This window comes from Stenotrophomonas sp. (assembly GCF_035634915.1).
GTDB lineage: Bacteria > Pseudomonadota > Gammaproteobacteria > Xanthomonadales > Xanthomonadaceae > Stenotrophomonas.
In genome coordinates this window covers 218,971-242,672 of record NZ_DASQCB010000005.1, presented here as the reverse complement: position 1 = coordinate 242,672, position 23,702 = coordinate 218,971, and the positions used below count along the sequence as shown (strand labels likewise).

Here is a 23,702-nt window from a genome sequence, read left to right as displayed (position 1 = left end):
GTAAGGGCTCCTGACCGGTCAGCCGAGGCTGCGTGCGGTGTTGATGACGTTGATGCCGTTGAAGCGCGCGGTGGACGAACCGTGCGAGACCGCCGAAACCTGGCCCGGCTGGCCCTTGCCGTCGAAGAACGAACCGCCCAGGCGGTAGTCGCGCTCGTCGGCCACGGCGGTGCAGGCGTTCCAGAACTCCGGCGTGCGGATCTGATAGGCCACGTCTTCCAGCATGCGGGTGATCTTTCCGTTCTTGATCTCGTAGAACAGCTGGCCACCGAACTGCGCGTTGTAGCGCTGCTGGTCGATGGAGAACGAGCCGTCGCCGATGATGTAGATGCCGTTTTCCACGTCCTTGATCATGTCGGCCACGCTGAGCGGGGTTTTGCCCGGTGCCATCGACACGTTGGCCATGCGCTGGAACTGCACGCTGGACCAGGAATCGGCGTAGCAGCAGCCGTCCGATTCGGTTTTGCCGAGGATGTGGGCCTGGTCGCGGATGGTCTGGTAGTCCACCAGCTTGCCGTTGCTGATCAGGTCCCAGCGCTTGCACTTCACGCCTTCATCGTCGTACGCGACCGCGCCGAGGCTGCCCGGCTGGGTTTTGTCGGCGAAGATGTTGACGTGCTCGCTGCCGTACTGGAAATGCTGCTCGCGCTTGTCCAGGGTGGCGAAGCTGGTGCCGGCGTAGTTGGCTTCGTAACCGAGCACACGGTCCAGTTCGAGCGGGTGGCCGATCGATTCGTGGATGGTCAGCCAGGTATGCGACGGATCGAGGATCAGGTCGTACTTGCCCGGCTTCACCGACGGTGCCTTCAGCTTTTCCTGCGCCTGCTTCGCCGCCGCGATGGCGTCTTCCTTCATGTCGTAGGAGGAGCCGTAGTTCACCACGCCATTGGGGGTGAGCACCTTGCCGGCGGCGGCGCCGTCCAGGTACTCGTAGCCCAGGCCCATCGGCGCGGACAGGCCTTCGCGGGTGCGGAACTTGCCGCTGGCCTTGTCGATGGCGGTGACCGTCATCGGTGCCCAGATGCGGTGCACGTCCTGGTCGATGTAGGAACCATCGGTGGAGGCAAAGTACTTCTGCTCGTTGACCAGGAACAGCATCGAGTTGACGAAGCTGGCACCGGCGCCCATCGCGGCCGCGTTGACGTCCAGCAGCAGGTCGACCTTTTCCTTGATCGGCACGTCCATCGCGTTCTTGCGGATCGGCGTGCGCCAGCTCACTTCACCCACGCCCGGGGCCTTGGCCAGCTGCACCGGTGCGGTCTGCACGCCGGCGTTGGCTTTGGCAATCGCGGCGGCCTGCTGCGCGGCGCGGGCCACGTCGGCGGTGCCCAGCGCATTGGTGGCGGCAAAGCCCCAGGCACCGTTGACGATCACGCGGATGCCCACGCCGGTGGACTCGGTGTTCACCACGTTCTGCACCTTGTCTTCGCGGGTGATCACGAACTGCCGCAGGTAGCGGCCGATGCGCACGTCGCAGTAGGTGGCGCCGGCACTGCGCGCGGCCTGCAGCGCGGCATCGGCCAGGCGCTTCTTCAGCCCCAGGTCGAGGCTGGACTGCAGCTGCTCGGCGGCAAGGGCCTTGCCGAAGAACGAGGGCACGATCAGGCCGCCCGCGGTAAGCCCGGTCAGGGCCAGGAAGTCACGTCTTTGCAAGGCTGCTCTCCACGTCGAAGGATGGGAAGACTCAGGCGCCGAGACTGCGCGCGGTGTTGATGATGTTGATGCCGTTGAAGCGGGTGGTGGACGATCCGTGCGAGACCGCCGAGACCTGGCCGGGCTGGCCCTTGCCATCGAAGAACGAACCGCCCAGGCGGAAATCGCGTTCATCGCAGATGGCGGTGCAGGCATTCCAGAACTCCGGCGTGCGGATCTGGTAGGCCGTGTCCTCGACCATGCCGGTGATCTTTCCGTTCTTGATCTGGTAGTACAGCTGGCCACCAAACTGCGCGTTGTAGCGCTGCTGGTCGATGGAATAGGAGCCGCGGCCGTGGATCCAGATGCCGTTCTCGACGTCCTTGATCATGTCGTCCACGCTCAGCGGCGCCTTGCCCGGCGCCAGCGAGACATTGGCCATGCGCTGGAACTGCACACTGGACCAGGAATCAGCGTAGCTGCAGCCATGCGAGGCCTTGCGACCAAGGATATGGGCCTCATCGCGGGTGGCCTGGTAATCGACCAGCACGCCATCGCGCACCAGGTCCCAGCGCTGGGTCTTCACCCCTTCGTCGTCGTAGCCGACCGCACCGAGGCTGCCCGGCTGGGTCTTGTCGGCGAAGAAGGTGACGAGGTCGCTGCCCCAGCGGAAACCGGCATCGCGCTTGTCCAGGGTGGCGAAGCTGGTGCCGGCGTAGTTGGCCTCGTAGCCCAGCACGCGGTCCAGTTCCAGCGGGTGGCCGACGTTCTCGTGGATGGTCAGGAACAGGTTGGACGGGTCCAGCACCAGGTCGTATTTGCCGGGCTTCACCGAGGGCGCCTTCAGCTTCTCGCGCGCATGGCGGGCGGCGGCGATGGCGTCCTCGACCGGGTCGTAGGAATCGCGGTAGGCGGTGATGCCGCCGGGCAGCTGCACCTTGCCGCGCGCATCGCCATCAAGGAATTCATAGCCCATGCCCATCGGCGAGGACAGCCCGGCACGGGTGCGGAACCTGCCGCTGGCCTTGTCGATGGCGGTGGCGGTGAACGGCAGCCAGATGCGGTGGATGTCCTGGTCGATGAAGGAGCCATCGCTGGAGGCGAAGTACTTCTGCTCGTTGACCAGGAACAGGGTGGAATTGATGAAGTCCGCGCCGGCATCGAGCGCGGCGCCGTTGAGCGCCAGCAGCAGTTCGATCTTGTCCTGGATCGGCACCTCCATGGCGTTCCTGCGCACCGGCGTCTGCCAGCGCACGTCGCCCACGGCCGGGGTGGGGGCCAGTTGCACGGGGCGGGTCTGGATGGTCGCGTTGGCGCGGGCGATGGCGGCCGCCTGCTCGACGGCCCCGCGCACGGCGGCCTCGGTCTGCTGGTGGGTGGCGGCGAAGCCCCAGGCGCCATTGACGATCACCCGCACGCCCACGCCGGACGACTCCCGGTTGGTCACGTTGCCGACCTGGTGCTCGCGGGTGATGACCGACTGGTTGAGGTAGCGGCCGATGCGCACATCGCAGTAGCTGGCCTTGGCGGTGCGGGCGGCGGACAGGGCCACCTCGGCCAGGCGCCTGCGCTGGGCGGTATCAACCGGCGCCAGCAGCTGCTCGGCCGCGATCAGCCGCGAATGCGGCAGCACCAGGCCCGCCAGACCCAGACCGGAAAAAGCCAGGAACTCACGTCGTTGCACAGCGTCTCTCTCTCACTTCCGTGCGGCTGGCAACGGGCCAGGCCGATCACTTCAACTCCCTGACTTTCGCCAGCGCGGGGCATGGCGGCAAGTGACTGCAGTCATGGGTGGGGAGGGTTTGGGCGGGGCTTGCAGCCCTGCACCTGCTCAATGCAACGGCCAAAGCCAGAGCCAGAGCCAGAGCGGCATTGCGTGGGTGGGCGGGGCGGTGTCGGATTGCGGGGACGCCGTGAATCCGTCCATGGAGGCTTGGCAGCCGCATCCATGCGGCTGACACCCCGCAATCCGACACCGCCCCACCTCTGACAGATTCCTGCAGCTGTTGGGAACTGAGATGGTTGTCCGCGCGGCTGTTGGTAGGTGTCGACCTTGGTCGGCACGATTTTTCTGCCAGATATCGAAATAAATCTGGGGTCAGATCCCGTTGCGTAGCAACGGGATCTGACCCCGTGCCGTTCCGACAGATCGCGTTCAACTGTCGAAGGCGGGGTGGGTCCGGTTGAGGGGGCGTGAGCCGCATGGGCCCGAGGCATGCCTCGGGCGGGTTGGGCAGGACGCCCAACCCCGGTCTTGCCGTGTGCGCAGGACCGCGCGCACGAGCAAGCGGCGACCGAGCTTACATGGACGTACTTGCAGCGTCCCCCTCAACCGGACCCACCCCGCCAACCCAAGGAATGCAGGCTGTTGCTGTTGCTGTTGCTGTTGCTGTTGCATTGAGCAGGTGCAGGGCTGCAAGCCCTGCCCAACAATCCCCCCTCGTGCACAATGGGCCGACTCCGCCTGGATCCCGCCCTGATGTCGAGCAAGCCGTATTCAGAAGCCTACGAACGCAACCGCGAACCCATCGCGGCCGCGCTCGACCCGTGGATGGGCGATCGCCACCGGGTGCTGGAGATCGGCAGTGGCACCGGCCAGCATGCGGCCTTCTTCGCCGAGCGCTGGCCGTGGCTGCGCTGGCAGCCCAGCGATCATCCAGACCATCTGCCTGGCATCGAGGCCTGGCGCGCCGAAGCGGCATTGCTCAACCTGCTGCCGCCCGTGGCGCTGCAGGTGGAACTGCCGCCGGCACCGGGACTGACCCTGCCCGAGGGCAGCTCGTTCGATGCGGCGTTCACCGCCAATACCCTGCACATCATGGGCTGGGAGCACGTGCAGGCGCTGTTTGCCGCGCTGCCGCCGCTGCTGCGCCATGGTGCGCTGCTGGCGGTGTACGGCCCGTTCAACTACGGCGGCCGCTACACCAGCGACAGCAACGCGCAGTTCGATGGCTGGCTGAAGGCGCGTGACCCGCGCAGCGGCATCCGCGATGTGGAAGCCGTGCAGGCGCTGGCCGAAGACAACGGCTTCACCCGCCTGCGCGACGTGGCGATGCCGGCCAACAACCGCCTGCTGCTGTGGCGGTTGGGCTGAACCACCGGTAGTGCCGGCCGCTGGCCGGCAACCGATTGCCTGGAAGGATGCCGGCCAGCGGCCGGCACTCCCTTCAAACCACCTGCACGATGTGCAGCGCCTTCGGGTTGCGCCACTGCGCCAGCAGGGCAGCCTCGCGCGCCTTGGCCTGTGCGAAGTGCGCTTCCTTGACGTGGCCGAAGCCGCGGATGTGCTCGGGTACGCTGGCAATCTCCACGGCCAGCGACAGCCGATCATCCTCCAGCCCATCCAGCAGCTGCTGCACGGTGGCTTCGTAGTCGGCGATCAGCTGGCGCTCCATGCGCCGCTCTTCGGTGCGCCCGAACACATCGAAGCGGCCGCCGCGCAGGAATTTCAGCCTGGCCAGCAGGCCGAAGGCCTTGAACATCCACGGGCCGTATTCCTTCTTCAGCAGGCGGCCCTGTTCGTCCTTCTTCGCGAACAGCGGCGGTGCCAGATGGAAGCGCAGCTGGTAGTCACCCTCGAACTGCTGTTGCAGGCGGCGCTGGAAGTCGCCGCTGGTATACAGGCGGGCCACTTCGTACTCGTCCTTGTAGGCCATCAGCTTGAACAAGTAGCGGGCCACGGTCTCGGTCAGTGCAGTGGAACCACCGATGCGCTCGGCCTCGGCCGCGCGCACGCGTTCGACCAGGCTGCGGTAGCGGTTGGCGTAGGCGGCGTCCTGGTACTCGACCAGGAACGCAGCGCGGCGCGCGATCATTTCATCCAGTGAACGCGACAGGCGCGCGTCGTCCAGCGGCAGGAAGGCTACCTCGGCGCCGTGCGAGGGCAGACCGCGCAGCTCGCGCTCGTCGCCGGTATTGCGCGGTGCGGCGGTGGCGCCCCATTCGTTGCCTTCCCACTCGCCCGGCGGCAGCGGGTGCAGCGGGCCCGGGGTCGATTCGGTATCGGTGTGGCGGTTGCGCACCAGGCCGGCGGCCTGCTGCACGGCCTGCGGGTCGACCACGGCCAGGCGGCCCCAGGCGAAGGCCTGCTGGTTCATGGCCACGGCGGCGCCGTTCAGTTCAATGGCACGCATCAGCGAATCGAACGACAGCGGCACCAGGCCGTGCTGCCAGGCGTAGCCGAGGATGAACAGGTTGGCGGCGATGGCATCGCCCAGCAGCGCGGTGGCCAGCTGGGTGGCGTCGAGCTGCAGCGGCTCCTGGCCGCCCAGCGCCACGCGCACGCCGGCCACGATGTCGGCGGCCGGGAACTGCATGTCCGGGCGGGTGGTGAAGGTGCCCGGCATCGCTTCATAGGTGTTGAGCACCACCTGCGAACGGCCGGCGCGGACCTTCGACAGCGCCCAGTAATCGTTCACCACCACCATGTCGCAACCCAGCACCAGGTCGGCCTCGCCGGCGGCGATGCGCACGGCGTGGATGTCATCCGGGCGACGGGCAATGCGGATGTGGGTGGTCACCGCGCCACCCTTCTGCGCCAGTCCGGTCTGGTCGAGCACGGTCGCGCCCTTGCCTTCCAGATGCCCGGCCATGCCCAGCAGCGCGCCGATGGTCACCACGCCGGTACCGCCAACGCCGGTGATCAGGATGTTCCAGGGCTGCTCCAGCGTGCCGCGCACCACCGGCGCCGGCAGGTTGTCCAGCAGGGTGGAGGCATCGCGCTTGCTGCCCTTGCGTGGCTGGCCACCGTGCACGGTGACGAAGCTCGGGCAGAAACCATTCACGCAGGAATAGTCCTTGTTGCAGTTGGACTGGTCGATCTCGCGCTTGCGCCCGAACTCGGTTTCCTTCGGCAGCACCGATACGCAGAAGCTCTTCTTGCCGCAGTCGCCGCAGCCTTCGCAGACCAGCGAATTGATCAGCACGCGCTTCTGCGGGTCCTCCAGCTTGCCGCGCTTGCGGCGGCGACGCTTCTCGGTGGCGCAGGTCTGTTCGTAGATCAGGATCGAAACGCCCTTCACTTCGCGCAGGCGCTTCTGCACGGCGTCCAGTTCACTGCGGTCGTGGAACTCGACGTCGCTGGGGAAATGTTCGCGCTGGCCGGTCCACTTGCCGATGTTGTCCGACAGCACCACGATGGTGTGGATGCCTTCGGCGCGCATCTGCCTGGCGATGTCGGGCACGCTCAGCGGGCCGTCCACCGGCTGGCCGCCGGTCATCGCCACCGCATCGTTGTAGAGGATCTTGTAGGTGATGTTGACGCCGGCCGCGACCGCCTGGCGGATCGCCAGCGAGCCGCTGTGGAAGTAGGTGCCGTCGCCCAGGTTCTGGAACACGTGCGGCGTGTCGGTGAACGGTGCCTGCCCGGCCCAGGTCACGCCTTCGCCGCCCATGTGGGTGAAGGTGTCGGTGCTGCGGTCCATCCAGGTCACCATGTAATGGCAACCGATGCCGGCCAGTGCACGCGAGCCTTCCGGCACCTGGGTGGAGGTGTTATGCGGGCAGCCGGAGCAGTAGTGCGGCACGCGCGGGAAGCTGGCGCGCGGCAGCGCAAGCTCGGCTTCCTTTTCCTGCATCCACTGCAGGCGCTGTTCGATGGATTCGTTGTTGAAGAACTTCTGGATGCGGCGGCCGATCACGCCGGCGATGGTGGCCGGGGTCAGTTCGCCGGTGGACGGCAGGATCCATTCGCCGCTCTCGTCGTACTTGCCGACGATGGACGGGCGCTGGCCCCAGCTGACCGGCCAGTTGAAGAACTGCTCCTTCATCTGGCGCTCGATGAAGGCACGCTTCTCCTCCACCACGATGATGTCTTCCAGGCCCTGCGCGAAGCGGGCGATGCCTCCCGGCTCCAGCGGCCAGGTCATGCCGACCTTGTACACGCGGATGCCGATGTCGGCGCAGGCGGCTTCATCCAGGCCCAGGTATTCCAGCGCCTGCAGCACGTCCAGATAGCTCTTGCCGGTGGTGACGATGCCCAGCCGTGCACGCGGTGCATCCATCACCACCTTGTCGATGCCGTTGGCGCGGGCAAACGCCTGTGCGGCCTTCACCGCATAGCGGTGCAGGCGCATTTCCTGGTCCAGCGGCGGGTCCGGCCAGCGGATGTTGAGGCCGCCGCTGGGCATGTCGAAGTCTTCGGGCAGCACGATGCGGCGGGCCAGCGGGTCCACTTCCACCGACGCCGACGATTCCACCGTCTCGGCGATGGTCTTGAAGCCGACCCAGCGCCCGGTGTAACGGCTCATCGCCCAGCCGAGCAGGCCCATGTCGAGGATGTCCTGCACGCCGGCCGGGTTCAGCACCGGCATCATCGCGCTGACGAATTCGTCTTCGCTGCCATGCGGCAGGGTCGAGCTGCGGCAGGCGTGGTCATCGGCGGCCAGGGCCAGCACGCCGCCATGGCGCGAGGTGCCGGCGGCGTTGGCATGCTTGAACACGTCGCCGCAGCGGTCCACGCCCGGGCCCTTGCCGTACCACATGCCGAACACGCCCTGCACGTTGGCGCCGGGGAACAGGTTGGTCTGCTGCGTGCCCCAGACCATGGTGGCGCCCAGGTCCTCATTGAGGCCGGGGGTGAATTTCACCTTGGCCGCTTCCAGGTGCTTGCGCGCGCGCCACAGTTCCAGGTCGAAGCCACCCAGCGGGCTGCCGCGGTAGCCACTGACAAAGCCCGCGCTGTCAATGCCTTCATGCGCATCGCGCAGGCGCTGCATCAACGGCAGCCGGACCAGTGCCTGCACGCCACTCAGGTAGATCCGCCCCTCGTTGCGGGTGTACTTGTGGTCGAGCGTGTAATCACGGTCGATCAGGTCGGCGGAGGAGGGCGAAGTGAGTTGCGCGGTACTGGTCATGGCTGGCCCGGTAGGATCGGCTGGCACCGGCCGCGTGAGGCACGCGGCGGGAAAGGCGCAAATTGTAACAGCGGGGCCCGGAAGGCCCGGGACTCGCATCGGCGGCCTTGCTGGGGTTAGGATCGGGGTGAGAGAGGGGAGGTTGGTGTTTCAACCTGGGGGATTTTTGATGTCAGTTGCAGGAAAGCTCGTGGCCGGCGTACTGCTGGTCTCGGGCGCGGCCTCCGCGTGGGCCGCACCGGCGTTGCCAGCGCCGCAGGAATTCTATTTCGACAATGATGCAGCCGCCGCGCCGATCATCGTGGTGCCCGGCACCGGCGATGACCTGGTGGCGCAGCTGCTGAAGCAGCGTGAGCGTGGCCGCAAGAGCCTGGAGGCCACCGTGCAGCTGGCCTCCGTGGCCATCGCACAGGGCCGTGCGGAACTGGGCGACCAGCTCTACCGCGAGGCACTGGCCGAAGCGCCCATCCAGAGCAGCCTGGGCCGCAGCGTGCGCTGGAACTACGGCTGGGACCTGCTGCGGCAGGGCCAGGCACTGGCCGCGCTGGAACAATGGCAGTCGGTGGCCAACAACCTGCGCAGCAACGCCGCGTGGATCCCGCCGACCTACGCGCTGGCGCTGTGGCGGGCCGGCCAGCAGCAGGAAGCGGTGAAGTGGTATGCCGCCGCCGTGCGCACCGAGCCGGAGCAGTGGAACGACAGCAGCCGCTATGCACAGCTGCTGCCGACCTGGCGCGATGACGAGCGGGCCAGCCTGGCCGAAGTGCAGCAGGCCTGGGCCGCGTCGCCACCGGCCTGGCCGTGAGGCATGACCGCAGGCGCTTGCCGCCTGCGGTGCTGCAACGCACAATCGAACGCGTCGCAGGCGTCTGCCTGAAGGGGAGCCGCCCATGGCCTTTGATGCCTTCGCCCTGATCCTGGCCATGCTCGGGCTGGGCATGCTGTTCGCCCGCCTGCGCGCGCTGCCGGACAATCCCGCCGAAACACTCAACAAGGTGGTGCTGTACGTCTGCCTGCCGGCGGCGGTGCTGACCTACGTACCCCGCCTGCAGCTGGACGCCAGCCTGCTGGGGCTGATGGCCACGCCGTGGCTGCTGATGCTGGCCACCTGGGCGCTGGTCAGCCTGGCCACGCGCGTGTTCGGTTTTGCACGCGACGTACACGCAGTGCTGCTGATCTGCGTGGCCCTGGCCAATTCCAGCTTCATCGGCTACCCGATGGTGCGCGCACTGCTGGGCGATGCCGCGCTGCCCTACGCCGTGGTCTACGACCAGTTCGGCACCTTCCTGCTGCTGTCCACCTTCGGCCTGCTGGTGCTGGCCCGCTACAGTGGCGACCGGCCGCCGACGGCGCTGCAGGTGCTGGGGCGCATAGGCCGCTTTCCACCGCTGTGGGCATTGCTGTTCGCGCTGCTGCTGATGCCGGCGCAGCCGCCGGCGTGGATCGGCACGGCCTTGAAGCAGCTGGCCGACGCGATGCTGCCGCTGGTGATGCTGGCGGTAGGGTTGTCGATCCAGCTGCGCCTGCGCCGCGAGGAGCTGCGTCCGCTGGCGGTGGGCCTGCTGCTGAAGCTGCTGGTGCTGCCTGCGCTGGCGTTGCCGCTGTCGTGGGCATTGGGCATGCAGGGGCTGATGTTGAAGGCCAACGTTCTTGAGTCTGCGATGCCGACGATGATCACCGCCGCCGCACTGGCGATCTCGCACCGGCTGGCGCCACGGTTGGCGGCGGCGCTGGTGGGGTATGGCATCGTGCTGTCGCTGGTCACGCTGCCGGCGTGGATGTGGGTGCTGGGGTGAGCGTTGTCGGCAGGGCTTGCAGCCCTGCACCCGCTGCAGATCAACGTCAAATTCAAAAGCTGGCTTTCCGTGGGATGGCGGGGTGGGTCCGGTTGAGGGGGACGCCGTAAACCCATCCATGGGGGCTTGGTCGCGGCATCCATGCCGCTCACACCCCCGCAACCGGACCCACCCCGCCTTCGACAGGTTCCCGCGATCTGTCGGAACGGCAGGGGGTCGGATCCCGGCTCTGCTCTTGGTAGGTGTCGACCTTGGTCGACACAGAGCGAAGCGATCGGCTGTTGCTCTTGCTCTTCTTTTTTCTTCTCCGTGGCTGACCGCACACGGAAACTGTCAGGGGTCGGGCGGGTAGGTTGCGCGGGGGTGCGAGCGCCATGGATGGCGCTCACAAGCCTCCAGGGATGGATTCACGGCGTCCCCCGCGCGGCCTACCCGCCCGGCCAAGCACATGACCCGCATTCGGCGACCAACCACCAGCCACGAGGGGCTTCGCCGTTGGCCGAAAACAACCCCCTCAGTCGTCCGCGGAAACCGTCCGTCCCGACGCCCACTCGCGCAACGCCGCCACCTGCTCGGCCATCAGCACCGACAACGGCCGCGTCGCGCGTATCTCGGTCATCAGCAGTTCGGTATCCAGCGGGCGCCCCTCGGCATGGGCCGAATACAGCCCCGCCACGATCGCCTGCTCGATCTCCGCGCCGGAAAACCCGTTCGCCGCCGCTGCCAGCGCCGGCAGCGCGAAATCATCGGCGTTGAGCTGGCGGCGGCCCAGGTGCAGCCGCAGCAGTTCCACCCGTGCATCCGGCGAAGGCAGGTCGACGAAGAAGATCTCATCGAAGCGGCCCTTGCGCAGCAGCTCGGCCGGCAGCTCGTGCACCTGGTTGGCGGTGGCCACGATGAACACCGGCGCCTTGCGCTCGGCCATCCAGGTCAGCAGGTAGCCCAGCACGCGGCGTGAGACGCCGCCGTCCTCGCCACCGCTGGCCAGTCCCTTCTCGATCTCGTCCATCCACAGCACGCACGGTGCCAGCTGCTCGGCCGACGCCAGGGCCTGGCGCAGGTTGGCTTCGGTCTCGCCGTGGTATTTGTTGTACAGCGCGCCCACGTCCAGGCGCAGCAGCGGCACGCCGAAGCCGGCGGCGGTGGCCTTGGCCAGCATGGATTTGCCGCAGCCCTGCACGCCCAGCAGCAGCATGCCGCGCGGCGGGTCCAGGCCGGCCGGGGCCGAGCCGGCGATGAAGGCGACCCGGCGCTGGTTGATCCAGCGCTTGAGCCGGTTGGCACCGGCCACGTCGCCGAAGCGCGCGCTGTCATGTTCGAAGAACAGGTGGCCGCTGCGGTTGAGCAGCTCGAACTTCAGCCGCGCCAGCTGCGGCAGGTCGTCGTCGCGCAGCGCGCCATCGGCGTAGATCAGCTGCCGGGCAATGCGCCGGGCGTCCACCAGGCTCAGGCCCTGCAGGTTCTTCAGGATCTTCTTGACCGCCTCGCTGTCCACTTCCACGCGGCGGCCGCCGTGCTCGCGGGCATAGGCGTCGGCCTCCTCGCGCAGCATCTTCAGCAGGGCGTTGGCATCGGGCAGGCGCGGGTTGAAGCGCACCGCCAGGGCTTCCAGTTCGGCCGGCAGCTCGACCTTGGCGCCGATCAGCACCAGCACGTGCGGCTGGCTGTGGCGGCGCTGGATCAGGTCGCGCAGCGCACGCTGGTGGCTGGCGTAGCCCAGGTAGGGATGGAAATCGAGCAGCAGGTAGATGCCGCGCTGTTCGGCCTGGCGGATCATCTGCAGGGCGGCGCTGGCATCGGGCGGGCCGATCGCATCGTCCTCGCGTTCCAGGTCGATGCGGCGCAGGCCCTCGGTGATCGACCAGCGGTGCAGGGCGCGCCAGACATGCATCAGCGTCTGCCGGAACAGTTCGACGATGCGAGCCTCGTCCTGGGTCTCGATCACGATCAGGGGGGTATTGGCGCGGATCAACGCGCTCAGGTCCTGCAGTTCGCTCATGCCGGTTCGGTCCTTCGGGAGCGCCACGATAGCAAAGCCGATGCCGATTGATTCAGGCCGTCTCTACCTTCCGTCACCATCGGCGGTGTACGCTCGGGGCACGTACCCGGAAGCGAGGCTGGCATGAAGACGATCCTGGTGGCCGGTTCCAAGGGCGGGGTGGGCAAGACCACCGTCGCCACCCACCTGGCCGCATACGCGGCGTTGCAGGGCAAGGCCACGGTGATCGCCGATGCCGACCCGCAGGGCTCCAGCACCCGCTGGGCCCAGCGCCGGGCCGGGCTGGAAAGCGCGGTCCTGCCCATCGATGTGTACCGGAAGAAGCAGTGGGCGCAGAAACTGCCCGACGGTACCGAAACCGTCATCATCGATGCACCGGCCGGCGCACTGGCCGACGATATCCCCCATTTCCTCGACGCCGCCGATGCGGTGGTGGTGCCGGTGCTGCCCTCGGCGCTGGACATCGAAGCCATCGTCGGCTTCCTCAACAGCCTGGCGCAGAACCCGCGCGTGCACAGCCGCAAGCTACCGGTAGGCCTGGTCCTCAACCGCACCAAGCCGTGGACCCAGACATCGCAGCAGGCGCTGCACATGCTGGGCGAGTGGCCTTACCCGGTGGTGGCCCAGCTGCGTGACAGCCAGAGCTATGTGGTCATGACCGGCCTCGGCCGCAGTCTGTTCGACTACCGCTCGGCCCAGGTGCGCGAGCACCAGGCCGACTGGGAACCGCTGCTGGCCTGGTTGAAGCTGTGACGCCTGCGTCACTCTCTGTGCTGCATCCTCTCTTCATGGAAACCCGCGATGCGTGAACTGATCCTGCTGCGTCATGCCCATGCCGAACCGGCCACCCCCGGCCAGGCCGACCTTGATCGGCCGTTGTCGCCGGTGGGTCTTGCCGAAGCCGAGGCGGCCGGCAAGTGGCTGAAGGAAAACAACCTGCTGCCGGACTGCGTGCTGTGCTCGCCGTCGCGGCGCACCCGCGAGACCCTGGAAGCGGTGCTGGCGACCATCGGCTACGTCGAGAAGCGCCTGGAAGACCGCATCTACGAGGCCACCCCGGGCACCCTGGCCGCGCTGGTGGACGAGCGCCGCGACCTGGACCGGGTATTGATCGTTGGCCACAACCCCGGCCTGGAACGGCTGGTGGCGCTGATGACCGAGGGCACCAGCAGCGACTACCGCGGCATGCCGCCGGCGGCCGTGGCCGTGCTCGGGTTCCCGCGCGAGGCGGTGATCGAGCCCGGCGTGGCCAGCCTGAACGCCTTCTGGTGGCCGTGAACCGATGAACCTGGCACGGCCCGGCCGCTGCCTGCTGCCGGTGCTGCTGGCCTGCAGCCCGGCGTGGGCTGCCCCTCCATCCCCCACGCCGCTGCCACCGGTGGTGGCGCTGGCGTCGGCCGAGTCGCCGCGCGTGCTGTACCTGGACGTGCACCGGTCGCAGATCGGCTTCGAGGTCCGTACCCGCTTCGGCCAGCGCATCGAAGGCCTGTTCCCGCACTTCGAGGGCCGCGTGGAAATCCTGTCCGACGGCCGCCACCAGGTTCATCTGAAGATGTTCACCCGTTCGGTGGAGATCCCGGGCAAGGAGCGCTACACCGGCTGGATGCGCGGGCCGGAATTCTTCGATGCCGGCCGATACCCCTCGGTGGAATTCGACTCGCTGCCGTACTGGCCCGACACCATCAGCCAGGGCGGCGACATCCAGGGCCGGCTGACCCTGCGCGGGGTCAGCCACCCGGAGACCCTGCGGGTGGAGAAGGCGGAATGCGCCCGACCCGGCTATGATTGCGATGTCGTCAGCCGCGGTACCGTGCAGCGAGGCCGGTATGGCATGGACAGCTGGCAGCTTGCCCTGAGTGACCGAGTGACCTTCGTACTACGAGCCCGCATGAGCGAGGCGCCGAAACCGTGAACCTCCTGCTGCGTGTACTGGCGCTGGCAACCGTGTTGCTGGGCAGCGGCTGTGCGTCGCTGTCCAACGCCGAGCGCGACCGTGCCCAGGCCATCGCCGTGCAGGCCCGCTCGGCCGAGGTGGACTGCCAGCGCGCCGACCGCTGCGCGCAGGATTCGCCGCTGCGGGCCCTGGCGGGGCGTGCATTCAGCGAATCCACCGAGGCGCAGCCGCAGCACTACGCCACCCTGCTCGACGAGGGCGAGGGTGCGCTGGTCGCCCGCCTGAACCTGCTGCGCAGCGCCACCCGCAGCATCGACCTGCAGACCTACATCTTCGACAAGGATGACAGCGCCCGGCTCATCATCGACGAACTGCTGGCGGCTTCCCGCCGCGGGGTGAAGGTGCGGGTGCTGATCGACCAGCTCTCGGCGATTTCCGACCTGGAGATCCTGGGGGCGCTGTCCGGCGCCCACCAGAACTTCGAACTGCGGGTCTACAACCCCACCTTCGGCAAGGCGCGGCTGAACTACTTCGACTATGCCGGCAGCGTGCTGTGCTGCTTCCGCCGCTTCAACCAGCGCATGCACAACAAGCTGCTGGTCATTGATGACGCGATCGGCGTGGTCGGTGGCCGCAATTACCAGGATGACTATTACGACTGGGACCGCGAGTACAACTTCCGCGACCGCGATGTGCTGATCGCCGGCCCGGAAGCGCGGGCGATGGCCGCCAACTTCGATGCGTTCTGGCGTGCGCCGCGCAGCGTGCCCGCCGAACGCCTCAATGATGTTGGCCGCACCCTGCTCAAGCAGGGCGTGCCGGCCCTGCCGCCGGCGCAGTTCCGCCGCCCCGAGCGGGTAGAGCGGGTCAGCGGGGAAGCCAACGACAGCGATTTCGTCACCCGCTCGTTCGTCGACACCGCGCTGCCGGTGCATTCGGTGCGCTACGTGGCTGACCTGCCGCGCAAGCACCGCCGCGAACGTGCCGATGCACCGCTGGCCGGCCAGCACGTCACCGAGCCGCAACTGGATGCGCTCATTTCCGGTGCGCAGAAGGAAGTAATCCTGCAGACGCCGTACCTGGTGCTGTCCAAGCCAGCGCAGAAGCTCTTCCGCGAACTACGCAAGCGGCCCGAGCCGCCGCGCGTGGTGGTGTCCAGCAACAGCCTGGCGGCCACCGACAACCCGATCGTGTATGCGCTGTCCTACAAGTACAAGCGGCGCAACATGCGCGAACTGGGCTTCAACATCTTCGAATACAAGCCGTTCCCGCTGGATGCGCCAGTGGATTACCGCAACCTGCTGCCCGACCCGCTGGGCAGCGGTGGCAGCGCCGGGGGCGATCCGGGCGTGCGCAATCCGTTGATCGGCGGCAGCGCGGCGGGCAGCAATGCCGGTGGCGGCAGCGACGATGCGCCGGCAACGCAGGCAGCTGCCGATGCCGAAGCGCAGGACACGCGCCCGGCCGTACAGCATCCGCGCCTGGGCAGTGCCTACGAGAACAGCCGTGCCCGGCGGCGTGCCGCCGGCAGCGAAGTGGAAACGCGCCTGCTGCGCACCGAGACGCGGCCCTCGTTCCTGGGCAGCAAGGCGGTCAACAAGCCGCTGCCGGTCACCCGCAAGGGCGCGCGCATGGGCCTGCATGCCAAGTCGCTGGTGGTCGATCGACGCATCGGCGTGGTCGGTACCCACAACTTCGATCCGCGCAGCGAGAACTACAACACCGAAGGCGCGGTGATCATCGACGATCCGGTGTTCGCCGAGCAGCTGGCGCAGAGCATCCTGCGCGACACCCACCCGCAGAATTCCTGGACGGTGGCGCCGCGCGCCAAGCCGCCGGTGCTGTCGGGGCTGAACTACAGCGTGGGCAAGGCCTCTGAAGCCCTGCCCATCCTTGATTTCTGGCCGTGGCGCTATGCCACCGATTACGAGTTCCAGCCCGGCGTGGACTGCCCGCAGCCACTGCCGCGGCAGAGCCCGGATTTCCACCGCTGCTATGTGCCCGTCGGTGACTTCCCCGAAGTGAACGTCGGCCCGAAATGGCTGCTGGTGCGCATGCTGACCGCATTCGGCGCCGGCCTCGTCCCCATCCTCTGAAGGTACTTGCATGACCCAGGTGTTCCGCGAAGCCGTTTCCATCGAACAGCTCAACACGCTCAGCCGTGGCACGGCCATCGATACCCTGGGCATCGTCTTCACCGCCGCCGGTGATGACTGGCTGCAGGCGACCATGCCGGTGGACGAACGCACCCGCCAGCCGTACGGCATCCTGCATGGTGGCGCCTCGGTGGTACTGGCCGAAACCCTCGGCAGCAGCGCCGGCAACCTCTGCGTGGATACCGGCAAGCAGGTCTGCGTGGGCCTGGAGATCAACGCCAACCACGTACGCGCCGTGCGCAGCGGCACCGTCACCGGCACCGCCCGCGCCGTGCATGTGGGCCGCAGCACCCAGCTGTGGGAGATCCGCATCGAAGACGAGCAGGGCCGGCTGGTATGCATCTCGCGGCTGACCCTGGCGGTGGTGGCAGCAGGCCACGGCTGAGGCCGATGTCCGGCCTTCCTGCCCCCGCTGCGCTGCCCCTGCGGATCATCGCCAGCGGCGCCTACTTGCCACGCCTGCGCGTGCCTTCGCAGCAGTTCGACCAGCGCTGGAACAAACCGGACGGTTGGGTCGAACGGCACAGCGGCGTGGCCAGCCGCGGCCATGCCTCGGCCGATGAGCGGGCCTCGTGGATGGGCGCACAGGCCGCGCGCCAGGCCCTGCACCACGCTGGCCTGGCACCTGCCGACATCGACTGCATCATCTCTGCCTGCGGGGTGATGGAGCAGGCCATTCCCTGCCAGGGCGTGCTGGTGCAGCGCGCCCTGGGGCTGGGCGACAGCGGCATCCCGTCCTTCGACGTCAACGCCACCTGCTTGGGCTTCGTGGTGGCACTGGAAGTGGCCGGCAGCCTGCTGGCGCTGGGCCGCTACCGGCACGTGCTGATCGTCTGCAGCGACATTCCCAGTGCCGGGCTCGACCCGGATGACCCGCTCACCGCACCGCTGTTTGGCGATGGCGCAGTGGCAATGCTGGTCGAGCGCGCTGCCGCAGGCCAGGCTTCGGCGCTGCTGGCCACCCGCCTGCGCACCTATGGCGACGGTGCTGAACTGTGCCAGGTGCCGACCTGTGGCACCGGCATGCGCCTGTTCGACGATATCGATGCCTACCGGGCCGCCCATCATTTCCAGATGCAGGGCAAGGCCCTGTACCGCGAAGCCGCGCGGCGCCTGCCCGGTTTCCTGCAGGATCTGCTGGACAGCGCCGGCACCACCCTGGCCGGCTGCGATGTGATCGTGCCCCACCAGGCCAGCGGGCAGGCCCTGGACCACCTGCAACGCGTGCTGGGCCTGCCGCCGCAGCGGCTGGTGCGCATCCTGCGCGAGCATGGCAACCAGCTGGCGGCCTCGTTGCCGATGGCCCTGCACCAGGCGCTGGTCGACGGCCGCCTGCCGCGTGGCGGCCAGGCCCTGCTGATCGGCACCGGCGCCGGCCTGGCGCTGGGCGGCGCGGTACTGCGCTACTGATGCGCAGGGTCCTGGTCACCGGCGCCAGCGGCTTCATCGGCCAGCATGCCGCGCGCGCGCTGGCGGCGCAGGGCTGGCAGGTGCGTGGCAGCGGGCGCGATGCGCTCCGGCTGCAGATGCTGGCTGCGCAGGGCATCGAAACGGTTGCTGCAGACCTTGCCGAGGATGCCCTGGCGCCGCTGCTGCAGGGCTGCGACGCGGTGGTGCACTGCGCGGCGATGTCACAGCCCTGGGGAACGGCGGCGGCGTTCCAGCGGGCCAACGTGCTGGCCACCACGCGCCTGCTGCAGGCCGCGCAGGCGGCTGGCGTTGCCCGCCTGGTCCACCTGGGCTCGCCCAGCATCTACTTCCGCTTCGCCGACCAGTACGGTCTGGATGAACGCTTCCAGCCGCCACGGCGCTGGATCACCGACTACGCCCGCAGCAAATGGGAATCGGAACTGGCCGTGGCCGAAGCCGCGCGCCAGGGGCTGCACACCGTGGTGCTGCGCCCGCGTGCGGTGTTCGGGCCGGGCGACCGTGCCATCCTGCCGCGCCTGCTGGCGGTGGCGGCCAGCGGCCGTTTCCCGCTGATCCATGGCGGCCGCGCGCTGATCGATGTCACCCCCATCGACGATGCGGTGCAGGCGGTGAGCCTGGCGCTGCAGGCCGATGGGCGCTGCAGCGGGCGCGCCTACAACATCAGCGCTGGCACCCCGCTGCACGTGCATGCATTGGTCAACGGTCTGTTCGAAGCGATGGACCTGCAGGTGCGCCTGCGGCCGGTGCCGCGAACGTTGGCGTTGGCTGTGGCCGGTGTGGCCGAGGCCATGGCCAACCTGCGCCCGGGCCGCCCCGAGCCGCGCCTCACCCGCTATGGCGTGGGCGTGCTGGGGTACTCGCAGACCCTGGACATCAGCGCCGCGCGGCGCGACCTCGGCTATGACCCGCGCACCGGCGTGCAGGCCGCATTGCAGGCCTTCGCCACCCACTGGAAGCAGCACGGAGGCAACGATGGCACGGCTTGAGTGGGACCTGATCGAGGCCGGCCACTGCGTGCACCCGCAGCGTGCCGTGCGCCAAGGGGCCAGCTGGCATCGCTGCGAATTCCCGGCGCTGGTGGCGTTGCTGCGGCATCCGGAGCGCGGCCTCATCCTGTTCGACACTGGTTATTCGGACGCCTTCCTGCAGGCCACCGCGCGCTTCCCCGAGCGCCTGTACCGCTGGGTCACGCCGGTGCACCTGGGCCCGGGCCAGAGCGTGCGCGCGCAGCTGCAGCAGCGTGGCATCGGCGCGGCCGACATCGGCCTGGTGGTGCTCTCGCACCTGCACGGTGACCATGTGGGTGGCGTGCTCGATTTCCCCGATGTGCCGTTGCTGTGTTCGCGCGCCGCGTGGCAGGACCAGGCCGCGCGCGGGCGCCTGCGTGCGCTCAGCGTGGGCCTGCTGCCGGCGTTGACCCGCGACGCGGCACCGCGCATGGGCTGGCTGGAAAGCCTGCCGGAGGTGGACCTGCCGCGGCCGTTCGATGCCTTCGGCCGTGGCCGCGACGTGCTGGGCGACCGCAGCCTGCTGGCGGTGCCACTGCCTGGCCACGCGGTGGGCCAGCATGGCCTGTTGTTCGAGGATGCCCACGGCCGCCCGGTGTTTTTGGTAGCCGACGCGGCCTGGTCCAGTGCTGCCATCACCGATGGCGTGCCACCACCGAGGCTGGTCACCGCCCTGCTGGGTCACACCGGCAGCTACCGGCAGACCCTGCAGCGGCTGCAGCACATCCAGCGCCAGGTGACCGGCCTGCAGCTGGTACCGGCCCATTGCGGGCAATGGCGCCCCGCCGCCACCCGGTAGCGTCGAGCTTGCTCGACTGCTGTCAGGCCCGGCCAGTCGGGCAAGCTCGACTCTACCCCCCCACCATCCCCGCCAACAGGACACCGTGTTCCCGCCCATGGCCGTGGTCAATAGGACTTATGGCCAGAATCGGCTGGCAGCGGCTGCAACCGTCCGGTATCGTGCGCGGATGACTTCCCCCACTCCGGCCCCCCGTGGCGGCGTGGCGCGTGTGTGCCGTTACCTGTACCGCGTACCGCTGCTGTTGGTCCACATCACCGTGTTCCTGCCGTTGATCCTCATCGGCATGCTTCCGCCGTGGGGCGAACTGCGCGTGGGTGATGCCACCTTCGGCGCCAAGGTCGTCAACTGGTGGCAGGGCGGCCTGATGTGGATCTTCGGCTTCCGCCTGGTGCAGATCGGTTCGGCGCTGCCGGGCGCGGTGCTGTTCGTCGCCAACCACGTCAGCTGGGTGGATATCTGCATCCTGCACAGCCAGCGCATGATGGGCTTCGTCGCCAAGCGCGAGATCGCCAGCTGGCCGCTGGTGGGCTGGCTGGCCGCGCGTGGCCAGACCATCTTCCACCAGCGTGGCAATACCGAATCGCTCGGTGGGGTGATGCAGGTGATGGCCGACCGCCTGCGTGATGGCAAGGCGGTGGGCGTGTTCCCGGAAGGACGTACCCGCGGCGGCCACGAAGTGGGCCCGTTCCATGCGCGCATCTTCCAGGCCGCGGTTGAAACCGGCGTGCCGGTGCAGCCGGTGGCGCTGGTCTACGGCACCCATGGCGACGCCCAGACCATCGTGGCCTTCGGCCCGGGCGAGAGTTTCTTCGCCAATTTCCTGCGCCTGCTCGGCGAGCCGGCACGACGTGCGGAAGTGCACTTCCTGGCACCGATCGGTGCCCAGGACCTGGAAGGCCGCCGACGCATCGCGGAAACCTCGCGCGCGCGCATCGTGGCGGCGATGAGCGGGCAGTGAGCGTGCGGTGGCACTGATCCCGCCACCCCTGCTGGACGCCGGTGCGCCGACGCTGCATGCGGCTGACTACCAGCCGCCGCGCTGGCTGCGCAATCCGCACCTGCAGTCCATGCTCAGTTCCAGCCGCATGCGCCTGCAGCGCGGCCTGCTGCTGCTGGCCGCCACCGGTGCGGTCAGCGAAGAGCTGATCCTCGACGGCGGCGACGGCGTGCGCCTGCAGGGCTGGCACAGCCATATCGAAGGCCGCGAGCCCAAGGGCATGGCCCTGCTGCTGCACGGCTGGGAAGGCAGCGCCGAATCCAGTTACATGCGCATGGCGGCCGCGCGCATGATCGACCAGGGCTTCGACGTGGTGCGGCTTAACTTCCGCGACCACGGCAACACCCACCACCTCAATCCCGGCATCTTCCACTCCAACCGCATCGATGAAGTGGTACAGGCGGCCGGTGACATCGCGCGGCGCTGGCCGGACCTGCCGCTGGTGGCCGCAGGCTATTCGCTGGGCGGCAACTTCGTGCTGCGGCTGGCCCTGCGCGCGCCGGGTGCCGGCGTGCCGCTGCAGCGGGTGGCCTCGGTATGCCCGGTGCTGGATCCGGCGCTGACCATGGACAGCATCCAGAGCGGCCCGGCGATGTACGACTGGTATTTCCGCCGCAAATGGGCCGGTTCGCTGCGCCGCAAGCGCGACCTGTTCCCGGAACTGAGCGACTGCGACGACCGCGTGCTGAAGCTGGACATCCGCGCGCTGACCACCTGGCTGGTCGAGCGGCATACCGATTTCGGCTCGCTGCAGGCGTATTTCGATGGCTACTCGATTGCCGGCGACCGCCTGTCCACCCTGCAGGTGCCGGCCGATATCCTGATGGCCCAGGATGATCCGGTGATTCCCTATTCGACCTTCAACGACTGGCAGCTGCCGCAGCAGGCGCGGCTGGAAACCGCCTGCTGGGGCGGCCACTGCGGGTTCCTTGAAAACTGGCGTGGCGACGGCTTCTCCGAACGCTGGGTGGCCCAGCGCCTGCAGCGGGTGCTGGCGGGCTGAACCGGCACCGGCGCGCAGGCCGCTACAATGCGGGTTTGCCATTGAACCGGACTGCCATGCAAGACCAGATTCTCCAGGCCCTGCGCCAGAACGACACCGCACAGGCCGTGCAGCTGGCACAGGCGTGGGCGCACGACGAACCCGGCCAGGCCCAGGCCCACCGCTGGCTGGCGCTTGCGCTGCAGCAGCAGGGCCAGGCCGAGGCCGCGATGGAGGCCCTGCAGCAGGCATTGCAGCTGGCCCCCGATGATGCACAGCTGCACCTGCAGCAGGCCGGCCTGCTGCTGGCCCTGCGCCACTTCGAAGGTGCCGACGAAGCCCTGCTGCGCACCACCGATCTGAACCCGAACGCGTTTGAGGCCTACCTGATGCAGGCCCATCTGGCGATCGGCCGCAATGACATCGACAGTGCCGCGCGCCAGACCACGATGGCGGCCAGGCTGGAACCGGAGCACCCGGAAGTGCTGGCCCTGCAGGGCATGGTGGCCCTGCGCCGCGACGATGCCGACCGTGCCCTGCAGCTGCTGTCCGAAGCCGCCCGGCAGATGACCCATGACCCGCGCGTGCTGTACGCGCTGGGCTCGGCCTACCTGGCCAAGGACATGCTGGCTTTCGCCGAGCAGGCCTTCCGTCGTGTCCTGGAGATCAACCCGGCAATGACCAGCCTGCATGGCCTGGTGGTGCAGCTGGCGCTGCGCCAGGGCAATGTCGAGGCCGCCCACCAGCAGCTGCAGCAGGCGCTGCAGGTGCCTGGCCTGGATACGCCAGCGCTGCAGCGTCTCGGTGCCGAGATCGCCCTGCAGGCCGACCAGCCGATGCAGGCGCTGGAACAGCTGCGGCCGATGCTGAAGACCCACCCGGACGACCGCCGCGTGGTCGAGCTGCTGCTGGCCTGCTGGCAGTGCCTGGGCCGCGAAGAGGAAGCCCGCGCCGAACTGGATGCGGTGCTGGCCGAACACCCGCAGCTGCCGCATCTGTGGCTGGCTCGACTGGCGCCGGAGGGCTTCGGCAGCCCGGGCGCGGTGGCCGTGGCCGACCGCTGGATCGACGCCATGCCCGACTTCGTGCCGGCACTGGAAGCACGCCTGCGCCTGCATGAAGCCGCCGGCGAAGCCGATGCCGTGGAGGCGATGGCCCGTCGCATCATCGCACTGGAGCCGGGCCGTATCAGCGGCGAAACCCGCCTGGTCACCGCCCTGCTGGCGCGTGACCCGGCCGCCGCCGTTGCCCACGTGCAGGGGCTGATCGACGCCGCGCCGGAGGCGGCTGGCCGTGAGCTGCGCACCTGGCTGGGCGAGGTGCAGGACCAGGCCGGCCAGCCGCGCGAAGCGCTGCGCACCTGGCTGGAACTGCATGCTGAGCAGAACGCCCAGCGCCTGCCGCTGCCGCCGCAGGCAAAGGCACCGCCGCACTGGCCCGATCTGGGTGAGGTCGATGCCGAAGCCGCCGCATCCGCACCGATCTTCCTGTGGGGCGCGCCGGGCTCGGGCGTCGAGCGCGTGGCCGTCACCCTCACCGGGGCCAGCCCGGTGATGCGCAGCGACCGTTTCGCGCAGACCCCGCCGGATGACGCCTTCCAGAACTATTTCACCCTGCAGAAGCTGGCCTCGGGCGATCTCAGTCCGGAAGGCCTGGTGAGTGGCTGGCGTGACGCGCTGCGCACGCGTGGCGTGCAGAGCGACACCGTCATCGACTGGCTGCTGTGGTGGGACAACGCCCTGCTGTGGTCGCTGCGCCCGCATCTGCCGCAGGGGCGCCTGCTGGTGGTGCTGCGCGACCCGCGCGACATGCTGCTGGACTGGATCGCCTACGGCGCGCCGGCCCCGTTCGTGGTCAACAACGTGGCCGAAGTGGCCGAGTGGCTGGCGCGTTCGATGGCCCAGGTCGCGACCCTGCACGAGCAGGACCTGTACCCGCACATCCTGATGCGCATCGACGAGGTGCGCGATGATCCGCGCGTGGTCGCCGGCATGCTGCAGGAGCTGTTCAATACCCCGATCCCGCCGGCCGAGCGCATCGGTCCGCCGCGTCTCCCGGCCGGGCACTGGCGCCGCTACACCGACGTGATGGGTGCCGCGTTCGAACTGTTGACCCCGGTCGCGGTGCGGCTGGGCTATCCCGAAGCCTGAGG

Annotated in this window: 18 protein-coding genes; 14 read left to right on the top strand and 4 right to left on the bottom strand. The window is 68.5% G+C overall.

What is annotated here, in order from left to right; genetic code table 11:
• Positions 1 to 18 precede the first annotated feature (18 nt).
• Both VER16_RS05280 and VER16_RS05275 read right to left on the bottom strand, forming a co-directional pair.
• Complete coding sequence (locus VER16_RS05280; protein WP_324806003.1) at positions 19 to 1,653, bottom strand: TldD/PmbA family protein; 1,635 nt, start codon at positions 1,651 to 1,653, stop codon at positions 19 to 21.
• Positions 1,654 to 1,684: 31 nt separating this feature from the next.
• Positions 1,685 to 3,316, bottom strand: a complete 1,632-nt coding sequence (locus tag VER16_RS05275) for a TldD/PmbA family protein (protein WP_324806001.1) — start codon at positions 3,314 to 3,316, stop codon at positions 1,685 to 1,687.
• Between the two features lie 795 nt (positions 3,317 to 4,111).
• Between VER16_RS05275 and VER16_RS05270 the strand changes: the two genes are divergently transcribed.
• Positions 4,112 to 4,726: a DUF938 domain-containing protein gene (locus tag VER16_RS05270; protein ID WP_324805999.1), complete on the top strand. Its 615-nt coding sequence runs from the start codon at positions 4,112 to 4,114 to the stop codon at positions 4,724 to 4,726.
• Positions 4,727 to 4,799: 73 nt separating this feature from the next.
• On the opposite strand, the gene VER16_RS05265 is transcribed toward VER16_RS05270, so the two are convergent.
• The gene (locus VER16_RS05265; protein WP_324805997.1) at positions 4,800 to 8,486 is read right to left on the bottom strand and encodes an indolepyruvate ferredoxin oxidoreductase family protein; all 3,687 of its coding nucleotides are present in this window, start codon (positions 8,484 to 8,486) and stop codon (positions 4,800 to 4,802) included.
• A gap of 169 nt (positions 8,487 to 8,655) precedes the next feature.
• On the opposite strand from VER16_RS05265, the gene VER16_RS05260 reads away from it, so the two are divergent.
• A complete protein-coding gene (locus VER16_RS05260; RefSeq protein WP_324805995.1) occupies positions 8,656 to 9,291 on the top strand; it encodes a tetratricopeptide repeat protein in 636 nt (211 codons plus the stop codon).
• Between the two features lie 85 nt (positions 9,292 to 9,376).
• Positions 9,377 to 10,282 (top strand): AEC family transporter, encoded by a 906-nt coding sequence (locus VER16_RS05255; RefSeq protein WP_324805993.1) that lies wholly within the window; start codon positions 9,377 to 9,379, stop codon positions 10,280 to 10,282.
• A 514-nt stretch (positions 10,283 to 10,796) separates the two neighbouring features.
• Here VER16_RS05255 and VER16_RS05250 read toward each other — a convergent pair.
• Positions 10,797 to 12,281: an AAA family ATPase gene (locus VER16_RS05250; RefSeq protein WP_324805992.1), complete on the bottom strand. Its 1,485-nt coding sequence runs from the start codon at positions 12,279 to 12,281 to the stop codon at positions 10,797 to 10,799.
• Positions 12,282 to 12,404: 123 nt separating this feature from the next.
• Here VER16_RS05250 and VER16_RS05245 point away from each other — a divergent pair, with 123 nt between their 5' ends.
• The 11 genes from VER16_RS05245 (at position 12,405) to VER16_RS05195 (ending at position 23,700) form a co-directional block, all read left to right on the top strand.
• A complete protein-coding gene (locus VER16_RS05245) occupies positions 12,405 to 13,034 on the top strand; it encodes a ParA family protein (RefSeq protein WP_324805990.1) in 630 nt (209 codons plus the stop codon).
• Between the two features lie 48 nt (positions 13,035 to 13,082).
• On the top strand, positions 13,083 to 13,559 hold the full coding sequence (locus tag VER16_RS05240) for a histidine phosphatase family protein (protein ID WP_324805988.1): 477 nt from the start codon (positions 13,083 to 13,085) through the stop codon (positions 13,557 to 13,559).
• Positions 13,560 to 13,563: 4 nt separating this feature from the next.
• Entirely contained in the window at positions 13,564 to 14,193 is a 630-nt protein-coding gene (locus VER16_RS05235) for a YceI family protein (protein WP_324805986.1), read from the top strand.
• Positions 14,190 to 16,271 (top strand): phospholipase D family protein, encoded by a 2,082-nt coding sequence (locus VER16_RS05230; RefSeq protein WP_324805985.1) that lies wholly within the window; start codon positions 14,190 to 14,192, stop codon positions 16,269 to 16,271. The genes VER16_RS05235 and VER16_RS05230 overlap by 4 nt, the downstream gene beginning before the upstream one ends.
• Positions 16,272 to 16,281: 10 nt before the next feature.
• On the top strand, positions 16,282 to 16,716 hold the full coding sequence (locus tag VER16_RS05225; RefSeq protein ID WP_324805983.1) for a hotdog fold thioesterase: 435 nt from the start codon (positions 16,282 to 16,284) through the stop codon (positions 16,714 to 16,716).
• 5 nt (positions 16,717 to 16,721) lie between these two features.
• Positions 16,722 to 17,741, top strand: coding sequence for a 3-oxoacyl-[acyl-carrier-protein] synthase III C-terminal domain-containing protein (locus tag VER16_RS05220; protein ID WP_324805981.1), 1,020 nt, complete (start codon positions 16,722 to 16,724; stop codon positions 17,739 to 17,741).
• Positions 17,741 to 18,748, top strand: a complete 1,008-nt coding sequence (locus tag VER16_RS05215) for an NAD-dependent epimerase/dehydratase family protein (protein ID WP_324805979.1) — start codon at positions 17,741 to 17,743, stop codon at positions 18,746 to 18,748. The genes VER16_RS05220 and VER16_RS05215 overlap by 1 nt, the downstream gene beginning before the upstream one ends.
• A complete protein-coding gene (locus VER16_RS05210) occupies positions 18,735 to 19,568 on the top strand; it encodes an MBL fold metallo-hydrolase (protein ID WP_324805977.1) in 834 nt (277 codons plus the stop codon). Before VER16_RS05215 ends, VER16_RS05210 begins: the two co-directional genes overlap by 14 nt.
• 169 nt (positions 19,569 to 19,737) lie before the next feature.
• The gene (locus VER16_RS05205) at positions 19,738 to 20,529 is read left to right on the top strand and encodes a lysophospholipid acyltransferase family protein (RefSeq protein WP_324805975.1); all 792 of its coding nucleotides are present in this window, start codon (positions 19,738 to 19,740) and stop codon (positions 20,527 to 20,529) included.
• Between the two features lie 7 nt (positions 20,530 to 20,536).
• Positions 20,537 to 21,571, top strand: coding sequence for a YheT family hydrolase (locus tag VER16_RS05200; protein ID WP_324805973.1), 1,035 nt, complete (start codon positions 20,537 to 20,539; stop codon positions 21,569 to 21,571).
• Between the two features lie 56 nt (positions 21,572 to 21,627).
• Complete coding sequence (locus VER16_RS05195) at positions 21,628 to 23,700, top strand: tetratricopeptide repeat protein (RefSeq protein ID WP_324805971.1); 2,073 nt, start codon at positions 21,628 to 21,630, stop codon at positions 23,698 to 23,700.
• Positions 23,701 to 23,702: the final 2 nt, after the last annotated feature.

What these genes read in the sequence shown, in the direction of transcription:
- VER16_RS05270 (WP_324805999.1), top strand. Translation starts at nt 4,112, where the DNA reads ATGTCGAGCAAGCCGTATTCAGAAGCCTACGAACGCAACCGCGAACCC.
- VER16_RS05265 (WP_324805997.1), bottom strand. Translation starts at nt 8,486, where the DNA reads ATGACCAGTACCGCGCAACTCACTTCGCCCTCCTCCGCCGACCTGATC.
- VER16_RS05260 (WP_324805995.1), top strand. Translation starts at nt 8,656, where the DNA reads ATGTCAGTTGCAGGAAAGCTCGTGGCCGGCGTACTGCTGGTCTCGGGC.
- VER16_RS05255 (WP_324805993.1), top strand. Translation starts at nt 9,377, where the DNA reads ATGGCCTTTGATGCCTTCGCCCTGATCCTGGCCATGCTCGGGCTGGGC.
- VER16_RS05250 (WP_324805992.1), bottom strand. Translation starts at nt 12,281, where the DNA reads ATGAGCGAACTGCAGGACCTGAGCGCGTTGATCCGCGCCAATACCCCC.
- VER16_RS05245 (WP_324805990.1), top strand. Translation starts at nt 12,405, where the DNA reads ATGAAGACGATCCTGGTGGCCGGTTCCAAGGGCGGGGTGGGCAAGACC.
- VER16_RS05240 (WP_324805988.1), top strand. Translation starts at nt 13,083, where the DNA reads ATGCGTGAACTGATCCTGCTGCGTCATGCCCATGCCGAACCGGCCACC.
- VER16_RS05235 (WP_324805986.1), top strand. Translation starts at nt 13,564, where the DNA reads ATGAACCTGGCACGGCCCGGCCGCTGCCTGCTGCCGGTGCTGCTGGCC.
- VER16_RS05225 (WP_324805983.1), top strand. Translation starts at nt 16,282, where the DNA reads ATGACCCAGGTGTTCCGCGAAGCCGTTTCCATCGAACAGCTCAACACG.
- VER16_RS05220 (WP_324805981.1), top strand. Translation starts at nt 16,722, where the DNA reads ATGTCCGGCCTTCCTGCCCCCGCTGCGCTGCCCCTGCGGATCATCGCC.
- VER16_RS05215 (WP_324805979.1), top strand. Translation starts at nt 17,741, where the DNA reads ATGCGCAGGGTCCTGGTCACCGGCGCCAGCGGCTTCATCGGCCAGCAT.
- VER16_RS05210 (WP_324805977.1), top strand. Translation starts at nt 18,735, where the DNA reads ATGGCACGGCTTGAGTGGGACCTGATCGAGGCCGGCCACTGCGTGCAC.
- VER16_RS05205 (WP_324805975.1), top strand. Translation starts at nt 19,738, where the DNA reads ATGACTTCCCCCACTCCGGCCCCCCGTGGCGGCGTGGCGCGTGTGTGC.
- VER16_RS05195 (WP_324805971.1), top strand. Translation starts at nt 21,628, where the DNA reads ATGCAAGACCAGATTCTCCAGGCCCTGCGCCAGAACGACACCGCACAG.